This is a genomic window from Streptomyces sp. NPDC056734, from assembly GCF_042790455.1.
Lineage (GTDB): Bacteria > Actinomycetota > Actinomycetes > Streptomycetales > Streptomycetaceae > Streptomyces.
The window spans coordinates 248,427-273,502 of sequence record NZ_JBHTZD010000006.1; the positions used below are offsets into that span (position 1 = coordinate 248,427).

The following is a 25,076-nucleotide window of genomic DNA, read 5'->3' on the forward strand; positions in this document are numbered from 1 at the left end:
ACCGGGGCCCCCGTGCCGGCATCGGCAGGGGCGGACCGCTACCCGGAGTACACATCAGGAGACAGCGATGTCCCACGAGGCTCACGAGCCCGCGGCTCCGCATCTCGACTTCCAGGGGACCACCCCGTACGAGGACTACGTCAAGGCGGACGTACTCACCCACCTCCAGCACACCCTCTCCGACGATCCCGGAGAGATGGTCTTCCTGGTCACGACCCAGGTCATGGAGCTGTGGTTCACGGTCGTCGTCCATGAGTGGGAGACCGCGGCGGCGGCGCTGCGCTCGGACGACGTGCCGACGGCGATCGACGCGCTGAAGCGTTCCGCGCGGGAACTGGAGGCGCTGAACGCCTCCTGGAAGCCGCTCGGCCAGCTCACCCCTCGGCAGTTCAACTCCTATCGCGGCGCCCTCGGCGACGGTTCCGGCTTCCAGTCGGCGATGTACCGGCGGATGGAGTTCCTGCTCGGCGAGAAGTCGTCGTCCATGCTGGTCCCGCACCGCGGCGCGCCCCGCGTCCACGCGGAACTGGAGAAGGCGCTGCACGAGCCGAGCCTGTACGACGAGGTGGTACGGCTGCTGGCCCGCCGGGGGTACGGGGTACCTGAGGCGGTACTGACACGGGACGTGTCGCTGCGGTACGAGGCGGATGACGCCGTCGAGCGGGTGTGGGCGGAGATCTACGGCGACGAGGTGCGGCGGGACTCCGACCTCGGGCGGCTGGGCGAGGCGCTGACCGACGTGGCCGAGCTGGTGTGGCGATGGCGCAACGACCATCTGGTGGCGACCCGGCGCGCGATGGGCGCGAAGGCCGGTACGGGCGGCTCGGCGGGCGTGGCCTGGCTGGAGAAGCGGGCCCGGAAGAACGTGTTCCCCGAGCTGTGGACGGCGCGGTCCTATGTCTGACGCGACTCTCAAGGCGGGGGCCCTCAAGGCGGGGGCCCTCAGGGCGGCGGGCCTCAAGGCGGAGAAGGCCCGGAAGCTGGACGCCGAGGACCCGCTGGCCGCGGCGCGGTCGTCGTTCGTCCTGGACGACACCGTGTATCTGGACGGCAACTCCCTGGGCGCGTTGCCCGCGCACGTGCCCGCGCGCCTGGCCGACGTCATCGAGCGCCAGTGGGGTGAACTGCGCATCCGCTCCTGGGAGGAGAGCGGCTGGTGGACCGCGCCGGAGCGCATCGGCGACCGGATCGCCCCGCTGGTGGGCGCGGCGCCGGGCCAGATCGTGGTCGGCGACTCGACCAGCGTGAACGTCTTCAAGGCGCTGGTCGGCGCCGTACGTATCGCGGGGGACGGCCGGGACGAGATCCTGGTCGACGCCGGCACCTTCCCCACGGACGGCTACATCGCACAGTCCGCCGCACGGCTCACGGGTCGTACGGTACGGGCGGTGGCGCCGGACGAGGTGCCGGGCGCGTTGAGCGGACGTACGGCGGCGGTCCTGCTGAACCACGTCGACTACCGCACCGGCCGGTTGTACGACCTCCCGGCCCTGACCTCCGCGATCCGCGCGGCGGGCGCCCTGGCGGTGTGGGACCTGTGCCACAGCGCGGGCGCGTTGCCCGTGGGGCTGGACGAGCACGGGGTGGATCTGGCGGTCGGCTGCACGTACAAGTACCTGAACGGGGGCCCGGGTTCACCGGCGTACCTGTATGTGAGCCGGGACCGGCAGGACGCCTTCGACTCCCCGCTCCCCGGCTGGAACTCCCACGTGGAGCCGTTCGGTATGCGGGGCGCCTATGAACCGGCGGCGGGCGCGGTCCGGGGCCGGGTCGGCACGCCGGACATCCTCTCGATGCTGGCCCTGGAGGCGGCGCTGGAGGTGTGGGACGGCGTCTCGATGACGGACGTACGCGCGAAGTCCCTGGCTCTGACGGACTACTTCCTGGAGTGCGTGGAGGCGTACGTTCCCGAGGGGCGGGTCGAGTGCATCACCCCGTACGACCATGGGCGGCGTGGCAGCCAGGTGGCGCTGCGCTGCGCGGACGCCGGGGCGGTGATGCGGGCCCTCGCCGAGCGGGGGATCGTCGGCGACTTCCGCGAGCCCGATGTCCTGCGCTTCGGCTTCACGCCCCTGTATGTGGGGTTCGCGGATGCGGAGCGGGCGGCGGGGGGTCTGGGGGAGGTTCTCGGGGACGGTCTTGGGGACGGTCTCGGGGGCGGCCTCGGGAAGGGTCTTGGGGGGTAGCCGGCTGGTCGGCTGAGTAGATCGGCACCTGGCACCCGACGGCGGACCTTTGTCTGGGGGCTCGCCGTCGGGTGCGGGTGATGCGGGTGATGCGGAGGTGGATTACCGCCCGTACACCTCCGTACCGGAACAAGAGAACCGTTTAGCCCTCACCCAGCGTGATATCCGCGTGTCCCCGCACGTCACCGGCCTGATACCGTCCCGGCCAACGGCCGAATCCCCACCTGGTCCGCCAATTCCATTTCGCCGCTGAGAGGTTGGAGCATGCCGGACGACGTCGCCGTAGCAAGGGCCGCCGCAGAAGCCGCCGAGGAGGAGTCCGCCTTCTCGCACCCGCCCGTCGCTCCGGACGCCACCGCCGCGTACGGCGACCACCCGGACCAGGTGATCGACTTCTACGCCCCGCACCTCGACGAGCCCGCGGATCCCGGGCCTCCGGCACCGCTCGTGCCGCTGGTCGTCGTCGTGCACGGCGGGGCCTGGCGGGCGGCCTACGATCGCCGCCACATCACTCCGTTCGCCGGTTTCCTGGCGCGCAGGGGGTTCGCGGTGGCCAACGTCGAGTATCGGCGGGGCGCCCTGGACCTTCCGGACGCGCCGGGCGGCCAGGACGCCCCCGACTCCGGTGTGCCGGCGGGCCGTTGGCCGGACACGTTCGACGACATGGCCGCCGCGCTCGATGCCCTCCCCGCCCTCGTACGCGAGGTCCTCCCGCAGGCGGACCCCCGCCGTATGGTGATCACCGGCCACTCCGCGGGCGGCCATCTCGCCCTGTGGGCGGCGGCACGGCATCTCCTGCCCGCCGACTCGCCCTGGCGCACCCCCCGGCCCGCCCCGCTGCGCGGGGTGGTCGCCCTCGCCCCGATCGCCGATTTCGCGGTCGCGGAGAAGCTGGACGTGTGCGGGGGTGCGGCCGTCCAACTCCTCGGTGGCCAGGATGAGTTCGCGGGCCGTCAGCCGTACGCCGATCCCGCCCAGCTGCTCCCCACGGGCATCGCGACGACCGTCGTGCAGGGCCGGCGGGACACGGTGGTGCCGCAGGCGGTCGCCGAGGCGTACACGGAGGCGGCGGCGAAGGCGGGCGAGGTGGTGGGACTGACGCTGCTGGAGGATGTGGGCCACTATCCGCTGATCGACCCTGCGGCGGACGCGTGCGCGGTGGTGGTGGAGGAGATCGCGCAGCTTGCGTGGTGAGACCCGCTCGGACGGTATCGGGCGGTATCGGGCGGTATCGGATGGTAGAAGACTCGGAGGCCCAGCGGGTCAGTGAGTCATACCCGTAATACCTGAGAGTGACCTCCCAGGACGGCTCTCCGGCGGGACGCGGACGACGAGCCGAGATCCGTAACTTTCCCATGGGAAGGGCCCGATGGACGGGCCGAGGGGGAGGGGCGGGACATGCGGGAGTGGGCGGCGGGGTCCGGGGCGCGTGGGGGACGGAGGGGCGTCGGCGCCGCCGTCATGACGGGCGGAGGACGGGCGGGCGCCGGCGGCGTCGCCGACCCGACGCGTGGAGCCGCTCCCGGTATTTCACGCTGGTTCCGTACGCTCCTCGCCGCGCTCATCATGGCCGCGCTGGTCGTCCCCCTCGCCGCCGCCACCCGCCCCGGTGTCCCCGCGCCACCGCCCGCCGACCTGGGCCGCGTCACGGCGGCCACGCTGGATGCGGTGTACGCGGCGAACCGCGCCAACGCCGCCCAGGCCGCCGGTATGGCCGAGGAGCACGGCGACGCCCGCCGGGCGGCGGTGGAGCGGGCGATGGCCGACGACCCGGGCCGCCTGCTGCTCGCCTTCGACGGCCGAGGCCAGGGGCGGGTCACGGAGGTCTTCGGCGACCTGGCACGGGCCGACCGCGTCGCCGTCCTGATACCCGGCTCCGACACCACCCTCGACACATACACGCGCTTCCGCACAGCCGCCCGGTCCCTGCACCGGCAGCTCACCGAGCGGGCCCCGGCGGACCCGCACACAGCGGTCGTCGCCTGGCTCGGCTACGAGACGCCGGGCACGGTCGGTACGACGGTGATGACCACGTCCCGCGCGGAGGAAGCGGCGCCGGACCTGGGGGAGTTCATCGCCGGTCTGTACGGGATCAGCGGCCAGGACACCCGTATCGCCCTCCTCTGCCACTCCTACGGTTCGGTGGTGTGCGCCCGCGCGGCCCCCGGCCTCGACGTCGACGACATCGCCTTCACCGGCAGCCCGGGGACGGGCGTGGAGACGGTGTCGGACCTGGGCACCTCCGCGCGCGTCTGGGCGGGACGCGGGGCGGACGACTGGGTCGGGCAGGTGCCGCACCTTGAGGCGGACCTGTTCGGCACGACCGTCGGCTTCGGCACCGACCCGATGTCCCCGGCGTACGGCGCCCGCCGTTTCTCCGCCGGGGACGGCGGACACAGCGACTACTTCACGCCGGGCTCGGAGTCGCTGGCCAACCTGGCCCGGATCGTGCTCGGTGAGACGGGGGAGGTGAGCCATGACTGAGGCGAGGCGAGGAACGCGCTCCCGATGGCGCGCCCTCGGCCACCAGGCCGATCGGATGGACGCGGCCACACCCGCGCACCGGGACCGTGCGGTGGACGCCCTGCGCGCCTTCGCGATCCTCGGTGTGGTGCTGGGCCACTGGCTGGTGACGGCGCTGGTCGCCGACGGCGACACCCTGCGCGCCGCGAGCCCGCTGGACCCGATGCCGTGGCTGGCCCCGGTCTCCTGGCTGTTCCAGACACTGGCGGTGTTCTTCCTGGTGGGAGGGCATGTGGCGACCCGCAGTCATGCGTCGGCGCGGGCGCGCGGCGTGGGCTACCGCCCCTGGCTGACCGCCCGGCTGTCCCGCCTCTTCGGGCCGGTGGCCGCCGTCCTCACCCTGTGGACGGTGACGACGGCCGTGCTGCTGCTGTCGTCGGCCGACCTCACGACCGTCCACACCCTGGTCAAACTGGCCCTGTCCCCCCTGTGGTTCCTGCTGGTCTTCGCCGTACTGACGGCGGCGACCCCGCTGCTGACCAAGGTCAGCCCGCTGTGGCCGCTGGCGTTCGTGCTGCACGTGGATCTGGCCCGCTTCGGCCTGGGCGGCCCCGACCGGCTCGGCTGGCTGAATCTGGCGGCCGGCTGGCTGGTGCCGTACACGCTGGGCGCCGCCTGGACCCGGGGCGAGCTGGAGCGCCCCCGCGCGGGGTGGATCCTGCTGACCGGCGGGGCGGTGGCGACGGCCGGGCTGGTGGCCTGGGCGGGGTATCCGGCCTCGATGGTCGGGGTGCCGGGCGCCGAGGTCTCCAACCTCAACCCGCCGACGCTGGCGGCGGTCACCTTCGGGCTGGCCCAGTGCGGACTCGCGCTGCTGCTGCGCGGGCCGCTGCGCCGGGGGATGCGCCGCCCGGTGGCGTGGGCGGCGGTGGCGCTGGTCAATCTCTCGGCCATGACGGTCTTCCTCTGGCACCAGACGGCCATGATGGCGACCACGGCGACGGGCCTGCTGGCCGGCCGGCTGCCCGGCCTGCACACCCGCCCCGACGACCTGGCCTGGGTCGCCTGGCGTCTGTCCTGGCTCCCGGCCTTCGCCCTGGCCCTGGGCGTGTGCTGGGCGGCGTTCCGCTCCTGGGAGCATGCCGCCCCCGCGAGCCGGAAGGGCCGCAGATCACGGGTGGTACGGACACGGCAGGTGCCGGGAGCCATGCCGTCCGAAGGGATGGTTGCAGCGCGCGCCACGGGGGCGCTACGGGGGAGGGAGACCGATGTCTAGGGTGAGCGGTGTGAACGGCGAGGGGGAGCGGGACGAGCGCACGGCGGAGGCGTGCCGCGACCGGCTCGGGTCGCCGGACCCGGTCGCGGCGACCGACCGGCTCGGGGCGGACACGCGGCACGTGGCGGACACGCGCCTGGATCCGCGTCGCGCGGTGGGCTGGCTGCGGGGCGTGGTGACCGAACTGCGGGACCTGTCCTACGACCCGATGCCGCCGTCCCTGTGGCTGCGCTGGCTGCCGCACGGCCTGGTCGTGCTGGCGGCGATCGTCGTCCTGCTGGCCAATATGGACCAATTGCTCGATGGCTATCACCTGAGCATCGAGTTCGCCGTGCTGTGCGGGCTGGCGCAGAGCGCGGCGGTGGTGCTGGCGCCGTGGCTGCCCATGCCGGCCTGGTGGCTGTCGCTGGCGGCGTTCGTGGCGACCGCGCTGGGCGCGCGCGAGGAGCTGTTCGGCGATATGCCGCCCGCGGCCGGAGCACCCTTGCCCGGGAGCCCGCCCGGACCGGGCGTGCCTGACCAGTTGCTCGCCGATCCGTCGCTGGCCAATACACCCTGGCCGTGGGGCCCACCAGCGATGGGCGGGCACGCTTTGGTGCTGTTCCTGCTGGCCCTGCGGGTGCGGACGCCGGTCTCGACGGCGGCCGTCGGGGTGACGGCCCTGGTCACCTGGATCATCCAGGGAGTGCTGGGCGGTGCGCAGTACACGTCGACCGGCACCGTGGCGGTGGCGCTGTTCACAGGCGTCACCCTCCTCGGGGCGGCGCTGCGGGGCCGCCGGGTGGCGCGGGTGGAGCTGGTGGAGCAGACGGGCATCACGGCGGAGGAGCGTGCCCGGCGCACCCTGCTGGAGGAGCGCAGCCGGATCGCGCGCGAGCTGCACGATGTGGTGGCGCACCACATGTCGGTGATCTCCATACAGGCGCAGGTGGCCCCGCATCTGGTGGAGAACCCGTCGGACGAGCTGAAGGAGAACCTCGACGGCATCCGCCAGAACGCCCTGGAGGCGCTCACCGAACTCCGCCGGGTTCTGGGCGTGCTGCGCTCCGAGGACCCCGACGACGCGGCGGGCCTGGGCACCGGGGTCGCGCCGGACGCCCCGCAGCCGACGCTGGACCGCCTGGACGACCTGATCGACAACACCCGGGCCGCGGGCCTCACCATCACCACCGACATCGTGGGCGAACCGGCCCGCCCGTACCCGCCGGGGATGGAACTCTCGGCGTACCGCATCGTCCAGGAGGCGCTCAGCAACGCGCTGCGGCACGCGCCGGGCTCGGACGTGCGCGTGGAGATCACCCACTTCCCCGAGGGCCTGCACCTGGGTGTGATCAATTCCCGTCCGAGTCACCCGGTGCAGCCGTCGCCGGGCGCGGGCCATGGCCTGCTCGGGATGCGGGAGCGGGCCACGATGCTCGGCGGCCAGCTCACCGCGACCAGAACCCTGCAAGGCGGCTACTCCGTCTCGGCGTTCCTGCCCAGAGACAGCATGTCCCTCGCGCCCCCCGACGACACCGGCACCCCTCTCCGGATCCACTTCCCCAAGGACTTCCCATGACGAGCGGCACGATCCGCGTACTGATCGCCGACGACCAGCAGATGGTCCGGCAGGGCTTCACCGTGCTGCTCAACACGCAGTCCGACATCGAGGTGATCGGCCAGGCGGTGAACGGCCTGGAAGCGGTCGAGAAGGCGGCCGAACTGTCCCCGGACGTGGTCCTGATGGACATCCGCATGCCCGAACTGGGCGGCATCGAGGCGACCCGCCGGGTCACCACCGCCATGCCCGTGACGAAGGTCCTGGTCCTGACCACCTTCGACCTGGACGAGTATGTCTACGAGGCCCTGCGCGCGGGCGCCTCCGGCTTCCTCCTCAAGGACGCCTCGGCCGACCAACTGGCCGAAGCGGTACGGGTGGTGGCCGCCGGGGACGCGCTGCTGGCCCCCGGCATCACCCGCCGGTTGATCGCCGAGTTCTCCCGCCTGGGCACCACCGCCCCGGCCCCCCTGAAACAGCGCGTGGCCACCCTGACGGACCGTGAGACGGAGGTCCTGTCCCTGATCGCGAAGGGCCTGTCCAACGCGGAGATCGCGGAACGCCTGGTGGTGGCCGAGCAGACGGTCAAGACCCATGTGGGCCGCATCCTCGTCAAACTGGGCCTGCGGGACCGTACCCAGGCGGCGGTGTTCGCGTACGAGTCGGGAGTGGTGCGCCCGAAGGGCTATTGAGGGCCACTGAGGGCCACTGAGGGCCGCTGAGGGCACGGAGGCCGGCGGCACGCTGCGGCAGGACGCGATAGCAATCGGCGAAATCCGGTCACAGCGCGTCTGCGGCTTGTCACTGCCGCCGGTTATGGTTGCGAGTGCGGTCATGGTTGTTCCGCATCACGGGGAGGCTGTTGTGCTGCCGGAGGGGTTCGGGGGTGCGTTGGGCGCGGGTCTGCTGGCCGGGCCCTTCGGGGCGCTGGGGAGCGCGGTGGGTGACATCGTCACCGAGTTCACGTCGTTCACGGAGTTCAAGAGACGTGTGGACGAGCTGATCCGCGACCTGAAGGAGTCCCCGGCGGGCCCGGGACAGGTGGGCGAGGAGCCGCTGAGCAGGGTCCAGTTCGGCGGCGGCGACGGTCAATGGGCGGAGGCGACGGGCCTGTTCAGCTCGTACGAGACGGTCATCGGCGAGCTGGAGAGCCTCTCCCGGCTCCTCTCGGACTCGATCGAGGGCATGGGCATCGCGGTACAGGCGTCGCACAAGGGCTACGAGAATATGGACCTGGACATCCGCGACCGTATGGCGGCGATCAGCGCGGAGACGACGGAGCACTACGGCGGCACGTACGACCCGCAGCGCCCGGGCCCGCGGACCACGGACACAGGTACGGAATCGGACACCGCGCAACCGGAGGCCGAGGACGACGCGGGAGGCACGATCTGATGGCCGACGGGGGCACTGGGGGCGGCGGTACGCCGTTCGAGTCGATGAGCCACGAACAGATGCTGACCTGGCTGGACCAGGCGAACGCCGGCCCGATCCAGGCGGCGGCGGATCGTCTGATCGCGGTCGCGAACGAGATCCACAAGATCGCGGAAGAGCTGAAGGTGCGCCCGCAGTGGGTCGAGTGGAAGGGCGAGGGCGCGGACGCCTTCCGCACCTGGGCGGGTGACCTGGCCAACGCGACGATCCGCCTCGGCGACTTCAGCGAGGAGTCCGCGAGCTGGCTCAGCCGCGCCTCCACCGCCATCGCCCAGGCCCAGACCGCCATCCCCCGCGACCTGCCGTCGGCCGAGGCCAACCTCGACGCCGCCACCGAGTCCCGCAACGACCCCGACGCCCGCACCATCGCTACCGAGGCGGCCAACGACCTCGCGGCCCTGAACGCCGACCGCGAACGGGTCCGCCAGGACGCGGCGGCGGAGATGCGGAAGCTGGCCCAGACGTATGAGGTGTCGGCGACACAGCTGAACGGCTTGGAGAGGCCACGGTTTCCGCCTCCGCCGGAGGCGTTCGTGCCGGGGGATCCGGAGAACCGCTATGCCATGGAGTCGATCGCTCGTCCCGGCGGTGGGGAGCAGATCACGTCGGATCCCGGAGGGTCAGTCCCTCCGGCGACATATGGGGGCGCGGACGGATCGACTGGGTCAGGATCGCCCTCGTCCTCGCGCCCGGTGCCGGCGTCGGTGCCACAGGATCCTGTTCGATCGGCCGCCCCCGACCCGGTGGAGACCCGGATGGAGGTCAACGCTGTCGAGACCATGCCGGACGGGAACCGGACGTCTCCCGGTTCGACGGCCGCTCCACCCGGCCCCTCTCGTGCCGAGGGCGGTGGATCTCAGCTGACCGGCCCGGTCCCACCGGCGTTCGGCGGCAAGAGAACCCCAGACCGAGTGACGGGGTCGGTGCGCGCGGTGGGGACCGGGCGGACACCGCCGCTGTCCGGCGGCGGTGCTGTCGCCTCGGCGACCGGGCGTGCTACCGGTGTGCCAGGTGGCGGCGCCCAAGGCATTGTCGGCGGCAGGCCCACCACACCGGCTGAGGGGCGCACCTCGGGCATTCCCAGGGGTGTGGTGGTCGGTGGTGAGACCCAGGGCTCCCGTGGAGCGGCAGGGCCTGGCGGCGCCCCAGCCGGGCAGCCGCTCGGTCGGCCGACCGGCCCGCAGGCTCCGGCTACCGGCGGCCGTGCGCCCCTGCCCGCCAGCGGGGCCCTGCCCCGGAACGGCGTCGTGGGCGGCAGCCCGCAGCAGCAGCCGGGCCGCTCCGGTGGACGCTCACCCGGAACATCCGGTTCGGGCTCCAGCGGCTCGACGAATGCCACCAGGGGTGGCATTGCCGGAGGCATCCCCTCCGGCACCCGTACGGGCAGTGGCGGCGGGGGTGCCACCACGCCACAGAACCGAACGACCCGGTCCCGAAGGGACAACAGGCGCGGGGAGCGCCGCAGGGCGACCGAGGACGAGGAGACCAGGGGGCCGAACGACGGACGTCGTATCGTGCCGCCGGTCATCGACTGACAGCAGAAGGGCGAAGGAACTCACATGCTCATCAGCGGTACGCGGCGCCGGAATCGCCTGGCCGCGGCATCGGCGGTGCTCGGCGTATTGCTGGTGAGCGCGGCGGGCACTCCCGCCTACGCGGAGTCGACCCGAGAACAGCAGTGGTTTCTCGACGCCATGCAGGCAGAGGACATGTGGCGGACCAGCACGGGCGAGGGCGTCACTGTGGCAGTCATCGACTCGGGAGTCGACCCGGACAATCCCGACCTGGAGGGCCGTGTGCTGCCCGGCGAGGATTTCGCGCCGGACGAGCCGGGGGACGCGCACACCGACTACAACGGGCATGGCACGGGCATGGCCGGTCTGATCGCCGGAACCGGTGCCTGGGGAGGGGGCAAGGGCGCCTTCGGGCTGGCTCCGGGCGCCAAGATCTTGCCCATCCGGGTGCCGCCGGGGGAATCGGCCGCCAACAAGGCCGCCCAGGTGGAGCGGTTCAACGAGATCACCCCGAAGGCGATCCGCTACGCGGCCGACGAGGGCGCCCAGGTCATCAACATCTCCCTCGGTGTCACATCGGGGTCACCACAACTCACGGAGGCGGTGCGGTACGCGCTGGAGAAGGGCTCGCTGATCTTCGCATCGGTCGGGAACAGTGGTGACGAGGGCAATCTGCCCGAGTACCCCGGTGCCACACCCGGCGTGGTGGGGGTCGGGGCAGTGGGCAAGGACCTCCGCCGTACCGACGAATCCCAGCACGGCCCGCAGGTGGACATCGCGGCCCCCGGCGAGGAAATGGTGCACACCTGCGGGAACGAGACCGGCCTCTGCACATCCCACGGCACCAGCGACGCCACCGCCCTGGCCTCCGCCAGTGCCGCCCTCATCTGGGCCGAGCACCCCGACTGGACCAACAACCAGGTCCTGAGAGTCATGCTGAACACCATCGGCGCCCCCACCGACGGCGCCGAACGCAACGACTCCATCGGCTACGGCATCGTCCGCCCCCGAATCGCCCTCGAAGCCCCCGGTGACCCGGGTCCGGCGGACGAATACCCACTCCCGGACCTGAACGCGGCGGAGCCCCCCGCCGCCCCGGAAGCCACCTCTCCCGGCGACCCGCAGGACGACACCCCCGCGGACCAGCAGTCCCCCGCGGCGACGGCCACACCCTCCGACGACAGCGACACCCCCCTCTGGCTCGCCCTGGGCACAGGCGCCGCCGTCCTGGCCGCAGCCGCCCTCACCCTGGTCGTCCGCAGCCGTCGGCAGCCCGCCACGCCCGTACCCCCACCCCCCGCTCCCGGCCAGTTCGGCTACCCCACCACGGCGTACCCGCCACCCCCGACCGCCCCGACCGTCCCGAGCGACCGCTACCCGCCTAGTACCTGAGAGGGATCCGATATGACCCCTCTCACTGGTGACGACGGTGACACGGGTGGACGCATACCGTTTTGGGTGTGACGGAGACGACCCAGATGGTTCCGACCTCGCCGGGCGGTGAGGGCGGGGCGTACGAGCGCAGCCCGGAGTTCCGGATGGCCATGGATGCCCTTCGGGGCCTCCGGCAGGATCTGATGCACGACGCGTTCGTGTATCGGCCGCTGGCCAGGATGAGTATGGAGGGGCCGTTCACGCGGCGGCTGCGGGGGCGGTTGCGGGATTATGTCGCCTATGCGCCGCATGTGATGGTGGCCGGGCTGGGGATGATCGCGTTCCTCGCCGGCTGGTTCAGCGGCTCTCATGATCCCGTCCCGCTGCTCACCGGACTGCTCTGCCTGATCCCCGTGCTCGCCACACTGGTCCGGCCGGTCGGCGCCTTCTGGATATCCCTGGCGGTCACCCCGATCGCCGGGATGTTCACCGGCGAGTGGGACGACTGGCCCTGGTCGGCCGGGACCTTCATCAGCCACCTGGCCGTGCTCACCATCGTCGGGATACGGACCCGGCCGCGCACCGCCGCGTGGATGTGGCTGCTGACCGCCGGGTACGGGCTGTTCGCCGAGACCGCCCTCGGCTCGGGGGGCATCGGTGGCACCACCGGACCGATGCTGATGATCTCCGCGCTGGTCCTGCTCGTCGTCTCGGTCGGGCACATACGCCGGGAGGCCAGGCAGGTGGTCCGCCAGGCCAAGCAGGAGGTCACGGCACAGCAGACGGTGACCGAGCACGAGCGCTCCAAGCGCACCCTGCTGGAGGAGCGCACCACCATCGCCCGCGAGCTGCACGACGTCGTGGCGCACCACATGTCGGTGGTCGCGATCCAGGCCGAGGCGGCGCCCTACCGGGTGGAGAACCCACCGCCCGAGCTGGAGCGCGCCTTCGTCACCATCCGGGAGAACGCGGTCGCCGCGCTGACGGAGCTGCGCCGCGTCCTGGGCGTAGTGAGAGCCGAGGACTACGAGGCCCCCGACGCCCCCCAGCCCACCCTGGCCGACCTGGACCGGCTGCTGGACAACGTCCGTGACGCCGGCCTGGGCGTGGAGAAGACGATCACCGGCGCGGTGCGGGAGCTGCCGCAGGGCGTGGAGCTGTCGGCGTACCGGATAGTGCAGGAGGCGCTGAGCAATACGCTGCGGCACGCGCCGGGCGCGGCGGCGCGGGTCGAGGTGGGCTATGTGCTCGGCGGGCTGGGGCTGCGCATAGTCAACGACCCGCCGCCCAACCCGTCCCTGATCAAGCCCTCGCCGGGCGCGGGGCACGGCATCACCGGGATGCGCGAGCGGGTCTCCATGCTGAGCGGCGAGATGACGGCGGGAGCGATGGACGAGGGAGGGTACGAGGTGGCGGTGTTTCTGCCGGTGGCCCGGGTGAGCGAGGGGGGTGACGTATGACGATCCGCGTACTGATCGCGGACGACCAGATGATGGTGCGCGAGGGCTTCTCGGTCCTGCTGAACGCGATGCCGGACATCGAGGTGGTCGGCGAGGCAGTCAACGGCCGCGAGGCGGTCGAGCGGGTGCGCGAGCTGGCGCCGGACGTGGTGCTGATGGACATCCGGATGCCCGAGTTGAACGGCATCGAGGCCACCCGGGAGATCGTCGCCGCGGACGACGGCGCCAAGGTGCTGGTGCTGACCACCTTCGACCTGGACGAGTACGTGTACCAGGCGTTGCGGGCGGGAGCCTCCGGCTTTCTGCTCAAGGACGCCTCGGCGCGGCAGCTCGCCGACGGGGTGCGGGTGGTGGCCGGCGGGGAGGCGTTGCTGGCGCCGTCGGTCACCCGGCGGCTGATCACTGAGTTCTCGAAGCTGGCCGACGCCCCGCGGCTGATGTCCTCCGCGCAGGCGGCGTACGGCGATCTGACCGAGCGGGAGACGGAGGTGCTGGTGCTGATCGCGCAGGGGTTGTCCAACTCGGAGATAGCGGAGCGGCTGGTCGTCGCCGAGTCGACCATCAAGACGCATGTCAGCCGGGTCCTGGTGAAGCTGGGGCTGAGAGACCGTACCCAGGCCGCGGTGTTCGCGTACGAGGCCCGGCTGGTCACGCCGAGCTGAGCGCGGGACCGCCGGGCGAGGGGGAGGGCGAGGGGGCAGGGTGAAGGGGGAACGGTCTGGTCAGGGGGTGGATCGTCGGGCTAGCGTCCGTTCATGGCAATAGGTGAGATTTCGCAGGTGTTCGCCCCCTGGGATCCGGCCTTTCTGGCCGACCCGTACCCCGCGTACGCGGAGCTGCGGGCGCGGGGGCGGGTGATCCGGTACGAGCCCAGCGATCAGTGGCTGGTGCCGCATCACGCGGATGTGTCGGCGCTGCTGCGGGACCGGCGGCTGGGGCGGACGTATCAGCACCGGTTCTCGCACGAGGACTTCGGGCGGACGGCGCCGCCGGCGGAGCAGGAGCCGTTCCACACGCTGAACGACCACGGGATGCTCGACCTGGAGCCGCCGGACCACACCCGGATCAGGAGGCTGGTGTCGAAGGCGTTCACACCGCGGACGGTGGAGCGGCTGAAGCCTTATGTGGAGCGGCTGGCGGGTGAGCTGGTCGATGATCTGGTGCGACGGGGCGGGGGTGATCTGCTGGCGGAGGTGGCGGAGCCGCTGCCGGTGGCGGTGATCGCGGAGATGCTCGGGATCCCGGAGGGGGAGCGGGCGCCGCTGCGGCCCTGGTCGGCGGACATCTGCGGGATGTACGAGCTGAAGCCGTCGCCGGAGACGGCGGAGCGGGCGGTGCGGGCGTCGGTGGAGTTCTCGGAGTATCTGCGGGAGCTGATCGCCGAGCGGCGCAAGGAGCCGGGGGAGGATCTGATCTCCGGGCTGATCGAGGCGCATGACGAGGGGGACCGGCTCACCGAGCAGGAGATGATCTCCACGGCGGTGCTGCTGCTCAACGCCGGGCACGAGGCGACGGTGAACGCGACGGTCAATGGGTGGTGGGCGCTGTTCCGCAACCCGGACCAGCTGGCGGCGCTGCGGGCGGATCACTCGCTGGTGCCGTCGGCCGTGGAGGAGCTGATGCGGTACGACACCCCGCTCCAGCTGTTCGAGCGGTGGGTGCTGGACGACATCGAGATCGACGGCCGGCTGATCCCGCGGGGTTCGGAACTGGCGCTGCTCTTCGGCTCCGCCAACCACGACCCGGCCGTCTTCCGCGCACCCGGCCGGCTCGACCTCACCCGCGCCGACAATCCGCACATCTCCTTCAGCGCCGGCATCCACTACTGCATCGGCGCCCCCCTGGCCCGTATCGAACTGGCCGCCTCCATGACAGCCCTCCTGGAGAAGGCCCCGACGCTGCGCCTCGCGGCGGACCCGCGGCGCAAGCCGAACTTTGTGATCAGAGGGCTGGAGGGGCTGAGTGTGGAAGTGGGGTGATGCCGTGATGCCGTGATGCCGTGATGCCGTGATTGGTCTCGCGCGGGTTGAGGAGGTAACCCCTGGGGGTCCGGGGGTCCGGGGGTCCGCGAGTCCGGGGGTCCGGAGGCTCCGGGGGTTCTGGGGATTCCCAGGGCTCGGTGGCTCCGGGAATCCGGGAAACCGCTGGGGCGCGGGGGAGGCGCCGGGGCTCCGGAGGGTTGTGTCAGCCGGTTGTCAGGTCGCGGTGGCGTAGGGAGGCCAGGCCCGCTGTGGTGAGGAGGGCGGTGAGGGTGAGGAGGATCAGGACCGGGGGCCAGTCCATGGCGGCGCCGGGGAGCTTGGGGAGGTGGCCGAAGGGGGAGAGGTCGAGGAGGATCTGGGGGGCGTCGAGGGCGGGGCCCACCCAGCCGATCAGCAGGACCGCGCCGGCCACGCCCCAGGCGGACGGGGCCAGCCGGGGCGAGAGGCCGTGGAGCAGGACGGCCAGGGAGCCGATCAGCCAGATCGCCGGGAGCTGGAGGAGACAGGCGGCCAGCAGGGGGCCCAGGTCCTGGCCGTAGCCGACGGCGAAGCCGAGGGCGGCGATCAGCATGATCAGGGCCGAGCCGGCGTAGGCGATCAGCAGATGGCCGCCGGCCCAGCGCAGTCGGCCGACCGCGTTCGCGAGGATCGGTTCCGCCCGGCCGGAGGTCTCCTCGCCGTGCAGCCGCAGGACGGAGGCGACGATGAACAGGGCGGCGATCAGGCCGAGCATGCTGACCATCGAGGCGAGGAAGGCATCGGTGACACCGCTCTGGCCGCCCATCCGTTCGATGATCTGGCGGGCACTCTCGTTGTCGCCGAGCAGATCGACCACGCCGTCGGTGAGACCGCCGTACACGACACCCGCGAGGAAGAAGCCGATGCACCAGCCGAGGACGGTGCCGCGTTGCAGACGCCAGGCCAGGGCGCCCGCCGTCGCCAGGCGGCCGGACGGGGGGCCGGGGCGGGTCGGCAGGAAGCTCATGCCGATGTCGCGGCGGCCGGTGAGTTCGTAGGCGACCAGGGCCTGGATCGCCACGGCGGCGGCGAGGAGGAGCAGGACCCACCAGCGTTCGTTCGCGTAGGGGCGCAGGTTCTCCAGCCAGCCGAGGGGGGAGAGCCAGGTCAGGACCGAGGAGCCGTCGGTGCTCGCGGAGTCGCCCGCCGCGCGGAGCACGAACGCCGCGCCCAGCACGGCGGCGGTCAGTCCCCGGGCCAGCCGCGCGCTCTCGGTCAGCTGGGCCACGATCGCCGCCATCGTCGCGAAGACCATGCCGACCCCGGCGACGCCCAGGCCGAACGCCAGGGCGCCCGCGATCCCCTGTCCGGCCAGTCCCGCCACGATCAGCAGGGCGAGGACGCCATTGGCGACCCCGGCGGTCAGCAGGGCTGCCGTCAGGGGGGCCCGCCGGCCCACCATCCCGGACGCCACCAGTTCCTGCCGCCCGCTCTCCTCCTCGTCGCGGGTGTGCCGTACGACGACGAGCAGGGCCGTCACCCCGGCCAGCGCGGCGGCGTAGACACCGACGCGCCAGACGGTCAGCGCGCCGATGGAGTCGCCGAAGACCGGGCCGATCAGGGCCCGCAAGGAGGCGTTGGTGTCCATCTGGTGGATCAGATCGGCGCGCTCGGCGGAGGTGCCGTACATCGACTTGATGGTGTTCGGCATGGACAGCACCATCAGGGCGTTGACCGCGATCCAGACCGGGATCATCACGCGGTCGCGGCGCAGCGCGAAGCGCAGCAGGGTGCCGGTGCCGGCCAGCTGACGGGTACCGCCGGTACGGGCGGTGGGGGTGGTATGGGTGGGGGTGGTGGGGGTGGTGGGACCCGTCGGGTTCGGCGGGGTCTTCGGGGTCTTCGGGGTCTTCGGGCTTGTCGTGGTCATCGGGAGGGCACCTCGTCACGGCCGGGGCCGGATCCGATGGAGTCGGCGGCGGTCGCGTCAGCGGTGTGGTCGGTGTCGGCGGCGTCGGCCTGGTAGTGCCGTAGGAACAGTTCCTCCAGGGTGGGCGGTGATGAGGTCAGGGAGCGTACGCCGGTCTCGCTGAGGCGGCGCAGTACGGCGTCCAGGTTGTCGGAGTCGACCTGGAGGCGGACGCGGCTGCCCTGGATGTCCAGGTGGTGCACGCCGGGGAGCTGGGCGAGGCCGGCGGGCGGGGCGGCGAGTTCGGCGCTGACGCTGGTGCGGGTCAGATGGCGCAGCTCGGCGAGCGAACCGGTCTCCACGGTCCGGCCCTTGCGGATGATGCTGACCCGGTCGCACAGCTCCTCCACCTCGCTGAGGATGTGCGAGGAGAGCAGGACGGTCCGGCCGCGTTCGCGTTCCTCGGTGACACAGCGCTGGAAGACCTCCTCCATCAGGGGGTCCAGGCCCGAGGTGGGTTCGTCCAGGATCAGCAGATCGACGTCGGAGGCGAAGGCGGCGACCAGGGCGACCTTCTGCCGGTTGCCCTTCGAATACGTCCGGCCCTTTTTCGTCGGGTCCAGCTCGAAGCGTTCGATCAGGGCGGCCCGGCGGGCCGTGTCGAGGCCGCCGCGCAGTCTGCCGTAGAGGTCGATGACCTCGCCGCCGGAGAGGTTGCGCCACAGCGTCACGTCGCCGGGGACGTACGCGATCCGGCGGTGGACCTCCACCGCGTCGGCCCACGGGTCGCGGCCGAGTACCTGCGCGGCGCCGGAGTCGGCGCGCAGCAGGCCCAGCAGGACCCGGATGGCGGTGGACTTGCCGGCCCCGTTGGGGCCCAGGAAGCCGTGCACCTCACCGGATTCGACCTCCAGGTCGAGGCCGTCGAGCGCGTGCGTCCGCCCGAACGACTTGTGCAGCCCGGAGACGCTGATTGCCTTGGTCATGATTCTGAACGTACGCTCACTTCACAAATTTGTGAAGTTAAGGAAGCGTATAAATCGCCGATACACTCGGGGGAGGCGTGCGAGCAGGGGAGATGATCGGAGCATGGCGGAGACGCGGGACACGGGGAAGAGAGACGGGGGCCCGGACCGGGACGGGGGTGCGCGCGGGGCGGAGCGGGACCCGGAGATCGTGTCGAGGTTCGTCGAGGCGTTCGCGGCGCAGCTCGTCGACGCCGGTATGCAGCGCATGGCCGCGCGGGTGTTCGCCGCACTGCTCGCGTCCGACGCCGGGGCCATGACCTCGGCCGAACTCGGCGCACAGCTGCGGGTCAGCCCCGCCGCCGTGTCCGGCGCGGTGCGCTACCTCTCCCAGGTCCACATGGTCTCGCGGGAGCGCGAACCCGGGTCACGGCGGGAGCGGTACCGGGTGCACAGCGACCAGTGGTACGAGGCGCTGACCAACCGCGACACCGTGCTCAAGCGCTGGGAAGGCACCCTGCGCGAGGGCGTCGACAGCCTCGGCGCGGACAGCCCCGGCGGTCAGCGGATCGCCGAGACGCTGGCCTTCTTCGAGTACCTCCAGGGGGAGATCGGGAAGCTGATGGACCGGTGGCGGGAGCATCGGGTGGAGCAGTTCGGGCGCTGACGGCCAGGGGAAGCGCCCGGGGTGTCCAGGGGCAGCATCCATGGTGTCCATGGGTAGCGTCCACGGCGTCCACGGGAAGCGTCCACGATGTCCACGGGAAGCGCCTATGACGGCCACGCGAAACGCCCGTCGCACCTGAACGCCCAGCGAAACGCCCGCCGCCCCTGAAACGCTCCGCAGGGAACGCCCGCCGCCCCTGTAACGCTCCGCAGGGAACGCCCGCCGCCCCTGAAGCCCCCGCAGGCAGCCCCCCCACCGCACCCGAACCGCCGGGCCGCCGTACGCCCCGCCCTCAGACCGGCATGCTCCGCGCCGGCACCCCCGCCGACGCGTGCAGCTCTTCCCACCAGCCCGCCCCGCGCCGGGCGACGGCACCTGGATGTCCCGGTGCCCGGTCCGCACCGGGACATCCACCTTCCCCCCGCCATCCCGCCCCGCCCCTACCCCGGCAACACCAACCCCAGCGCCCCCTCCCACACCGTCCACGTCCGCCTCCGTACCGGGCCGGACACCGCCGCGTCGGCGCGGTAGCGGAAGTCGGGGCCCGAGATGGTGACCCGGCGGCCCGCCGCCCGCAGCGGGGTCGCCTCCGCGCCCACCGACAGGGGCCGCACCTCCACCGCGGCCGAGCCCGAGCCGCCCGGCGTCACCGACACCGCCTCCACCGGCTGCTCCAGATCGACCAGCAAGTCCCCGTCCACCTCCACCCGCAGCCGCGCGGCCACCACACCCCCGCCCCCCGCACCCCGGGCCAGCCAGGACAGCCCCGCCCCGCCCCCCGGCCAGGACGACTCCACCGACCCCGCCGGACGGGACGCCCGAGGCGGCACCAGCCCCCGTACCAGCGAATGGCACGACCGCAGCCACGCCCCCCGCAGCCCGGCCGGGGCAAGATCCCCCGACCCCACCCCCGACCCAGCCCCCGCCCCGAATCCGGACCCCGCCCCAAAACCGAACCCGGACCCGGCCCCGGACCCAGGCCCAGAACCAGAACCGGCCCCCGCCCCGGCCCGATAGCCCGACCCCCGCCCCGCCCCACCCCCCGGCTCCGCCTCAGCTTCCGCTTCCGCTTCCGCCTCCACCTCCGCCTCCACCCCCACCACCGGCGGAATACTGAGCGCCCCCAGCACCACCCCGTCACTGTCGTCCACCAGCAGATCCAGTCGGCGTTCCGTGCCGTCGAGCACCGCGCGGGCCGCCGCCACCGCGCCCCTCGGTACGCCCAGCGCGTGCGCCACGCCCAGCAGGGTGCCCACCGGCACCACCGACAGCGGGCAGCCGGCCAGCTCCCGCTGCCGGTGCAGCAGGGCCACCGCACGGGCCAGCGCGCGGTCGTCGCCGATCACCACCGGCCGCCGCGACCCGCGCCGCTGAAGCGCGCGGGCGAATTCCTCGGGACCGTCCGGCAGACACACCTTCGTCGACGCACCCGCGCTGAGCACGTCTTTCGCGATCCGCACGGACTCTCCGTCGGTTCGCCGGGCGACCGGATCGATGACCACCAGCAGCTGATCGGAAGTCGCGAAAGTCGCCACCTCGGCCGTGCCTCGCTTCCTCGGGTAGCATCTTTGTGCAAGAGCCCCTTGCGCTATTGCGCCAGGGGCTTCGTCTATTCCGGGGCATCCGGTCCGACGGGTTGCGGCCGACGAGGGTCGCCGGGGTACGAGGCACACGCGTGCCACGTACGCCCCTGACCTTGGACATGCCCCGCCCGGAAGGGGTGTACGCGCGTGCCCGCACTTGTGCTGCTCGGTGCTCAGTGGGGTGACGAGGGCAAGGGGAAGGCCACCGACCTGCTCGGTGGATCGGTCGACTACGTGGTCCGCTACCAGGGCGGCAACAACGCCGGCCACACGGTGGTCGTGGGCGACCAGAAATACGCCCTTCACCTTCTCCCCTCCGGAATCCTGTCCCCAGGCTGTACGCCGGTCATCGGCAACGGCGTCGTCGTGGACCCATCGGTCCTGTTCTCCGAGCTGAACGGTCTGAGCGAGCGGGGCATCGACACGTCCAAGCTCCTGATCAGCGGTAACGCGCACATCATCACCCCGTACAACGTCACCGTCGACAAGGTGACGGAACGCTTCCTCGGAAAGCGGAAGATCGGGACGACCGGGCGCGGTATCGGACCGACCTACGCCGACAAGATCAACCGGGTCGGCATCCGGGTCCAGGACCTCTACGACGAGTCGATCCTCACCCAGAAGGTGGAGGCGGCGCTCGACGCCAAGAACCAGATGCTGACCAAGCTCTACAACCGGCGGGCCATCGCCATAGAGCAGGTCGTGGAAGAACTGCTCGGCTACGCCGACAAGCTCGCGCCCTACGTCGCCGACACCGTCCTGGTCCTCAACCAGGCCCTGGAGGCCGACAAGGTGGTCCTCTTCGAGGGCGGCCAGGGCACCCTGCTGGACATCGACCACGGTACGTATCCGTTCGTCACGTCCAGCAACCCCACCGCGGGCGGCGCCTGCACCGGTTCCGGGGTCGGCCCGACGAAGATCAGCCGGGTCATCGGCATCCTCAAGGCGTACACCACCCGCGTCGGCGCCGGTCCTTTCCCGACCGAGCTGTTCGACGCGGACGGCGAGGCGCTGCGCCGGATCGGCCGCGAGCGGGGTGTGACCACGGGCCGGGACCGCCGCTGCGGCTGGTTCGACGCCGTGATCGCCCGGTACGCGACCCGCGTCAACGGCCTCACGGACTTCTTCCTCACCAAGCTCGACGTGCTCACCGGCTGGGAGCAGATCCCGGTCTGTGTGGCGTACGAGATCGACGGCCGCCGGGTCGAGGACCTCCCGTACTCACAGAGCGACTTCCACCACGCGAAGCCGGTCTACGAGAACCTGCCGGGCTGGTCCGAGGACATCACCGGCGCGAAGTCCTTCTCCGACCTGCCGAAGAACGCCCAGGCGTACGTGAAGGCGCTGGAGGAGATGTCCGGCGCCCCCATCTCCGCGATCGGGGTCGGGCCGGGCCGGGACGAGACGATCGAGATCAACTCGTTCCTGTAGGGGCTTCGGCAGGGTCCAGTAGGACAGGAACGACAGAGGCGCGGGGCCCCACCCCCGTGGACGCCCCGCACCTCTGCCCTCCTCCCCTCCGACTCACCCCTCAAGCCCGGGACTCACCCCCCTTCCCCCTCCGACTCCCCCCCCCGCTACTCCGTCCGCAGCGCCCTCCCCGCATCCGTCCGCGCCGCCCACCCCGCCGGGGCCAGCGCCCCCGCGACCGCGATCACCAAACCACCCAGCGCGAGCAGCACCAGGACCGGCGTGGAGAGCACGGTGAGGAAGGAGTCGGGCAGATTCATCCCCACCGCGTCGCCCATCAGCGGCGTCACGAAGCGGTGCAGGGCCACGCCGAGCGGCACTCCCACCACCCCCGCGGCCAGTCCGACGGCGGCGACGGACGTGAGGACCATGCCGACGGTCTGCCGGGGTGTCATGCCCAGTGCCTTGAAGACGCCCAGGTCATGGATGCGGTCGCGGGTGTCCAGGACGACCGTGTTGAGCACCCCGAGGCCCGCGACGGCGACCAGCAGCAGGGTGAGCGTCGCGATCAGCGCGTCCATGGCCACGATCACGCTGGACGAGCCGTCCCCGGCCGGGTGGGCGAAGGCGCCGGTGCCGTCGAGGGCGCCGGTCAGGGTGGAGAGATACGCGGCGGAGGAGACGCCGGGCTCGGGCTCGACGTAGAAGCGGCTGGGGCCGGTGTCCAGGTCGAGGGGGGTGAGGGTGGCGGCGGGGGTCAGTACGGTCATGCCGTCGTTCTCGGTGAAGAACGCCTCGCCGGTGATCTCGACGGTGGTGCGGCGCCCGTCCTCGGAGAGGGTCACCGTGTCCCCGACGCCGACGTCGGCCGCGCGCAGGAACCGTTCGGTGACCACGGCCTCGCCGGGTGCCTCGAACCACCTCCCCGAGACAAGCTGCGGGGCGCCCCACCGGGCGTCGCCGGTGTAGCCCGTCACGGCCGTCCGGCCGGTCACGCCGGACGCGGAGACCTCGGCGCCGACCGCGCGGTAGTAGCGGCGGGTGTCCGACTGGGCGTCCAGGACGGCGGCGACCTCGTCCGGGTCGGCCTCCTCGGCGGACGCCTGACCGGGCGAGGGCATGGCCTCGGCGCCCGGCGGGGCGCCCACCGGGCCGGTGTCGACCACGACCGGAGCCGCCGAGTCCAGCAGCCGGTGCGACTGCACCGCGCCCAGCGACAGCGCGAGCCCGGTCGCGAAGGTCACGGTGAGGGCGGCCAGGGCGATGGCGGCGGCCGTCGTCGCCGTACGGGCCGGACGCGCGAACGGCTGCGCCAGCCCCAGGCCGACCGCGCGCGGCACCGGCAGCCGCCCGGTCAGCCGCCGGGCCAGCCGCCCGCGCCCGCTGCCCGGGGTGCGCCCCACCGTGATCGCCGTCGCGCTGCGCAGCCGTCCGGCCCGCAGCGCGGGCACCAGCGCGGCCACGGCGACCAGCGTGAGCGCGAGGCCGGGCGCGGCCAGATACACCCACCAGGGCAGCGCGGCCGTCGCCCCGCCATAGGCGTCCTCGACGGTGCCCAGCACCGGGCCCGCCAGCAGCTGCCCCAGACCCGCGCCGAGCACGCAGCCGAGCGCGGCCGGGAGCAGGGCCTGGGCGACGTACGCGCGCACCACCTGGGCCGGGGTGAAGCCGAGCGCCTTGAGGATGCCGATCCGGCGCCGGGCGGAACCCACCGCCCCGCTGACCACGATCCCGATGATCAGCACCGACATGGCCAGCCCCAGCACCCCGAACGCGGCCACGAACGGCACGAAGGCCAGCGTGTTCGCCAGCCGCTCCTCCTGGACGGCCAGGTAGGAGCGCGTCCCGCTCAGCGTCCCCGCGGGCACGGCGTCCGCGATCACCTTCCGCGCGGCGGTCAGCTCCGCCTCCGTACCGGCGTCGTGGAAGCGGTAGAGCATCTCGTACGTCGCCCCCGCGCCCTCGGGGGCCAGCGCGGTGGCCTGCGCCGGGGTCACCCAGGCGTCGGCGGTGCCGGTGACCGAGCGGGCCACGCCGACCACGGTCAGGGCGGGGGTGCCCGGCAGATCGGGGAAGTCCACCTCGGTGCCGGGCCGCAGCACGCCGTCACCGTCGGCCACCACGATCTCGCCGCTCTCGTCGGCCCACTCGCCCTCGACCAGCTCCAGCCGGTCCACCGGCCCCTGCGCGTCCGCCCGCCCGGCGACGGCCAGCGCCGGCAGGGTCACGCCCGCCGGGACCATGTCCGACGCCGAGACCGTGCGGGGCCGGGCCTCGACGGTCCGGAAGGGACCGGCCGCCGCGCTCACCCCGGAGGCGTCGGCGGTGGCGGCCAGCTCCGCGGCGGTCACCTCGCCGCTGAACTGCGCCGACAGCTGGGCCCCCCGCTGCTCGGCCATCGCCTGTGTGAAGGGCGCCCGGGACGCGGCGAGCACCCCGATCGCCACCACCGACGCGGCGACGGCGACCAGCGTGGTCAGCACCATCACCGCCGTCTGCACCCGGCGCCGCCCGACCCCGGCCCGCACCACCCTGCCCAGCGCGCTCACGACGACACCGCCGCCGTGCCCCGCGCCTGCCGCACATCGCGTACGACCCGCCCGTCCACCAGTTCGATCGTGCGCGTCGCGCAGGACTTGGCCAGCCCCAGATCATGCGTGACCAGCACGATCGTCTGCCCGTCGGCGTTGAGGGTGGCCAGCAGGTCCCGTACGTCCTCACCGGACGCGGTGTCGAGCGCGCCCGTCGGCTCGTCGGCCAGCAGCAGTGCCGGACGGTTCATCAGGGCGCGGGCCACGGCGACCCGCTGGCGTTCCCCGCCGGACAGCCGGCCCGGGTAGGCGCCCGCGTGCCGCTCGATGCCCAGATGGGCCAGCAGATCGGCGGCCCGGCGCCGGGCCTCGGCGCGCGGCAGGCCCGCGAGCTGGGCGGGCAGCAGGACATTGTCGGTGACCGTCAGATCGTCCAGGAGATTGAAGAACTGGAAGATCAGACCGATCCGGGACCGCCGGTAGCGTGCCGAGGCGGCCTCCCCGAGCCGGTCGACCCGCAGCCCGTCGACGGTGACACTGCCGCCGGTCGGCCGGTCGAGCCCCGCGATCAGATGGAGCAGCGTCGACTTCCCGCTCCCCGACGGCCCGAGCACGGCCAGCGCCTCCCCGGCCCGCACGGTCAGATCGATCCCGTTGAGCGCGGGCGGCCCGCCCTCGCCGTACGCCCGCCTCACCCCCCGGAGTTCGATGACGGGCCGGTCGGCGGCGGGCGGTGGCGCGGTCGTGCTCGCGGTCGTGGTCATGGACCCTCCCGGGGTCGGTGATGGGGTACGGGAGGTGACGCTAGGTACGGGACGGGTGCGGGG

Annotated in this window: 20 protein-coding genes; 15 read left to right on the plus strand and 5 right to left on the minus strand. The window is 72.5% G+C overall.

Annotated elements, in window-relative coordinates; genetic code table 11:
* The first annotated feature begins 67 nt into the window (after nt 1–67).
* The 13 genes from ACFRFC_RS11450 (at nt 68) to ACFRFC_RS11510 (ending at nt 15,223) form a co-directional block, all read left to right on the plus strand.
* Nucleotides 68–904, plus strand: a complete 837-nt coding sequence (locus tag ACFRFC_RS11450; protein WP_382680836.1) for a tryptophan 2,3-dioxygenase family protein — start codon at nt 68–70, stop codon at nt 902–904.
* Entirely contained in the window at nt 897–2,186 is a 1,290-nt protein-coding gene (gene kynU / locus ACFRFC_RS11455) for a kynureninase (RefSeq protein WP_382680837.1), read from the plus strand. Before ACFRFC_RS11450 ends, kynU begins: the two co-directional genes overlap by 8 nt.
* A gap of 264 nt (nt 2,187–2,450) precedes the next feature.
* A complete protein-coding gene (locus ACFRFC_RS11460) occupies nt 2,451–3,380 on the plus strand; it encodes an alpha/beta hydrolase (protein ID WP_382680838.1) in 930 nt (309 codons plus the stop codon).
* Nucleotides 3,381–3,647: 267 nt separating this feature from the next.
* Nucleotides 3,648–4,670, plus strand: a complete 1,023-nt coding sequence (locus ACFRFC_RS11465; protein ID WP_382680839.1) for an alpha/beta hydrolase — start codon at nt 3,648–3,650, stop codon at nt 4,668–4,670.
* Nucleotides 4,663–5,925, plus strand: a complete 1,263-nt coding sequence (locus ACFRFC_RS11470) for an acyltransferase (protein ID WP_382680840.1) — start codon at nt 4,663–4,665, stop codon at nt 5,923–5,925. The genes ACFRFC_RS11465 and ACFRFC_RS11470 overlap by 8 nt, the downstream gene beginning before the upstream one ends.
* Nucleotides 5,918–7,483: a sensor histidine kinase gene (locus ACFRFC_RS11475; protein WP_382680841.1), complete on the plus strand. Its 1,566-nt coding sequence runs from the start codon at nt 5,918–5,920 to the stop codon at nt 7,481–7,483. The genes ACFRFC_RS11470 and ACFRFC_RS11475 overlap by 8 nt, the downstream gene beginning before the upstream one ends.
* Entirely contained in the window at nt 7,480–8,154 is a 675-nt protein-coding gene (locus ACFRFC_RS11480) for a response regulator (protein WP_382680842.1), read from the plus strand. The genes ACFRFC_RS11475 and ACFRFC_RS11480 overlap by 4 nt, the downstream gene beginning before the upstream one ends.
* A 142-nt stretch (nt 8,155–8,296) precedes the next feature.
* Nucleotides 8,297–8,857 (plus strand): hypothetical protein, encoded by a 561-nt coding sequence (locus ACFRFC_RS11485; RefSeq protein WP_382680843.1) that lies wholly within the window; start codon nt 8,297–8,299, stop codon nt 8,855–8,857.
* Nucleotides 8,857–10,431 carry a WXG100 family type VII secretion target gene (locus ACFRFC_RS11490; RefSeq protein ID WP_382680844.1) on the plus strand — a complete coding sequence of 525 codons (1,575 nt, stop codon included), beginning with the start codon at nt 8,857–8,859 and terminating at the stop codon, nt 10,429–10,431. Before ACFRFC_RS11485 ends, ACFRFC_RS11490 begins: the two co-directional genes overlap by 1 nt.
* A gap of 24 nt (nt 10,432–10,455) precedes the next feature.
* Entirely contained in the window at nt 10,456–11,802 is a 1,347-nt protein-coding gene (gene mycP, locus ACFRFC_RS11495) for a type VII secretion-associated serine protease mycosin (RefSeq protein ID WP_382680845.1), read from the plus strand.
* 68 nt (nt 11,803–11,870) lie between these two features.
* Entirely contained in the window at nt 11,871–13,244 is a 1,374-nt protein-coding gene (locus tag ACFRFC_RS11500; protein ID WP_382680846.1) for a sensor histidine kinase, read from the plus strand.
* On the plus strand, nt 13,241–13,906 hold the full coding sequence (locus tag ACFRFC_RS11505) for a response regulator (RefSeq protein ID WP_382680847.1): 666 nt from the start codon (nt 13,241–13,243) through the stop codon (nt 13,904–13,906). The genes ACFRFC_RS11500 and ACFRFC_RS11505 overlap by 4 nt, the downstream gene beginning before the upstream one ends.
* A 93-nt stretch (nt 13,907–13,999) precedes the next feature.
* Nucleotides 14,000–15,223: a cytochrome P450 gene (locus ACFRFC_RS11510; protein ID WP_382680848.1), complete on the plus strand. Its 1,224-nt coding sequence runs from the start codon at nt 14,000–14,002 to the stop codon at nt 15,221–15,223.
* Between the two features lie 205 nt (nt 15,224–15,428).
* On the opposite strand, the gene ACFRFC_RS11515 is transcribed toward ACFRFC_RS11510, so the two are convergent.
* Entirely contained in the window at nt 15,429–17,114 is a 1,686-nt protein-coding gene (locus ACFRFC_RS11515; RefSeq protein ID WP_382680849.1) for an ABC transporter permease, read from the minus strand.
* On the minus strand, nt 17,111–18,079 hold the full coding sequence (locus tag ACFRFC_RS11520) for an ATP-binding cassette domain-containing protein (RefSeq protein ID WP_382680850.1): 969 nt from the start codon (nt 18,077–18,079) through the stop codon (nt 17,111–17,113). The genes ACFRFC_RS11515 and ACFRFC_RS11520 overlap by 4 nt, the downstream gene beginning before the upstream one ends.
* Nucleotides 18,080–18,182: 103 nt before the next feature.
* Between ACFRFC_RS11520 and ACFRFC_RS11525 the strand changes: the two genes are divergently transcribed.
* On the plus strand, nt 18,183–18,725 hold the full coding sequence (locus ACFRFC_RS11525) for a GbsR/MarR family transcriptional regulator (RefSeq protein WP_382680851.1): 543 nt from the start codon (nt 18,183–18,185) through the stop codon (nt 18,723–18,725).
* Between the two features lie 440 nt (nt 18,726–19,165).
* Here the strand turns inward: ACFRFC_RS11525 and ACFRFC_RS11530 are convergent, their stop codons facing one another.
* Nucleotides 19,166–20,260, minus strand: coding sequence for a diacylglycerol kinase family protein (locus tag ACFRFC_RS11530; RefSeq protein ID WP_382680852.1), 1,095 nt, complete (start codon nt 20,258–20,260; stop codon nt 19,166–19,168).
* A 195-nt stretch (nt 20,261–20,455) separates the two neighbouring features.
* Here ACFRFC_RS11530 and ACFRFC_RS11535 point away from each other — a divergent pair, with 195 nt between their 5' ends.
* On the plus strand, nt 20,456–21,739 hold the full coding sequence (locus ACFRFC_RS11535) for an adenylosuccinate synthase (RefSeq protein WP_382680853.1): 1,284 nt from the start codon (nt 20,456–20,458) through the stop codon (nt 21,737–21,739).
* Nucleotides 21,740–21,885: 146 nt separating this feature from the next.
* Here the strand turns inward: ACFRFC_RS11535 and ACFRFC_RS11540 are convergent, their stop codons facing one another.
* Together ACFRFC_RS11540 and ACFRFC_RS11545 are read right to left on the minus strand one after the other, a co-directional pair.
* Nucleotides 21,886–24,267 carry an ABC transporter permease gene (locus tag ACFRFC_RS11540; protein WP_382680854.1) on the minus strand — a complete coding sequence of 794 codons (2,382 nt, stop codon included), beginning with the start codon at nt 24,265–24,267 and terminating at the stop codon, nt 21,886–21,888.
* A complete protein-coding gene (locus ACFRFC_RS11545) occupies nt 24,264–25,013 on the minus strand; it encodes an ABC transporter ATP-binding protein (RefSeq protein WP_382680855.1) in 750 nt (249 codons plus the stop codon). The genes ACFRFC_RS11540 and ACFRFC_RS11545 overlap by 4 nt, the downstream gene beginning before the upstream one ends.
* Nucleotides 25,014–25,076 lie beyond the last annotated feature (63 nt).

Excerpts from the sequence above, each read along its gene's own strand:
- ACFRFC_RS11450 (WP_382680836.1), top strand. The coding sequence starts at position 68 with ATGTCCCACGAGGCTCACGAGCCCGCGGCTCCGCATCTCGACTTCCAG.
- kynU (WP_382680837.1), top strand. The coding sequence starts at position 897 with ATGTCTGACGCGACTCTCAAGGCGGGGGCCCTCAAGGCGGGGGCCCTC.
- ACFRFC_RS11460 (WP_382680838.1), top strand. The coding sequence starts at position 2,451 with ATGCCGGACGACGTCGCCGTAGCAAGGGCCGCCGCAGAAGCCGCCGAG.
- ACFRFC_RS11465 (WP_382680839.1), top strand. The coding sequence starts at position 3,648 with ATGACGGGCGGAGGACGGGCGGGCGCCGGCGGCGTCGCCGACCCGACG.
- ACFRFC_RS11470 (WP_382680840.1), top strand. The coding sequence starts at position 4,663 with ATGACTGAGGCGAGGCGAGGAACGCGCTCCCGATGGCGCGCCCTCGGC.
- ACFRFC_RS11475 (WP_382680841.1), top strand. The coding sequence starts at position 5,918 with ATGTCTAGGGTGAGCGGTGTGAACGGCGAGGGGGAGCGGGACGAGCGC.
- ACFRFC_RS11480 (WP_382680842.1), top strand. The coding sequence starts at position 7,480 with ATGACGAGCGGCACGATCCGCGTACTGATCGCCGACGACCAGCAGATG.
- ACFRFC_RS11485 (WP_382680843.1), top strand. The coding sequence starts at position 8,297 with ATGGTTGTTCCGCATCACGGGGAGGCTGTTGTGCTGCCGGAGGGGTTC.
- ACFRFC_RS11490 (WP_382680844.1), top strand. The coding sequence starts at position 8,857 with ATGGCCGACGGGGGCACTGGGGGCGGCGGTACGCCGTTCGAGTCGATG.
- mycP (WP_382680845.1), top strand. The coding sequence starts at position 10,456 with ATGCTCATCAGCGGTACGCGGCGCCGGAATCGCCTGGCCGCGGCATCG.
- ACFRFC_RS11505 (WP_382680847.1), top strand. The coding sequence starts at position 13,241 with ATGACGATCCGCGTACTGATCGCGGACGACCAGATGATGGTGCGCGAG.
- ACFRFC_RS11510 (WP_382680848.1), top strand. The coding sequence starts at position 14,000 with ATGGCAATAGGTGAGATTTCGCAGGTGTTCGCCCCCTGGGATCCGGCC.
- ACFRFC_RS11515 (WP_382680849.1), bottom strand. The coding sequence starts at position 17,114 with ATGACCACGACAAGCCCGAAGACCCCGAAGACCCCGAAGACCCCGCCG.
- ACFRFC_RS11520 (WP_382680850.1), bottom strand. The coding sequence starts at position 18,079 with ATGACCAAGGCAATCAGCGTCTCCGGGCTGCACAAGTCGTTCGGGCGG.
- ACFRFC_RS11525 (WP_382680851.1), top strand. The coding sequence starts at position 18,183 with ATGGCGGAGACGCGGGACACGGGGAAGAGAGACGGGGGCCCGGACCGG.
- ACFRFC_RS11545 (WP_382680855.1), bottom strand. The coding sequence starts at position 25,013 with ATGACCACGACCGCGAGCACGACCGCGCCACCGCCCGCCGCCGACCGG.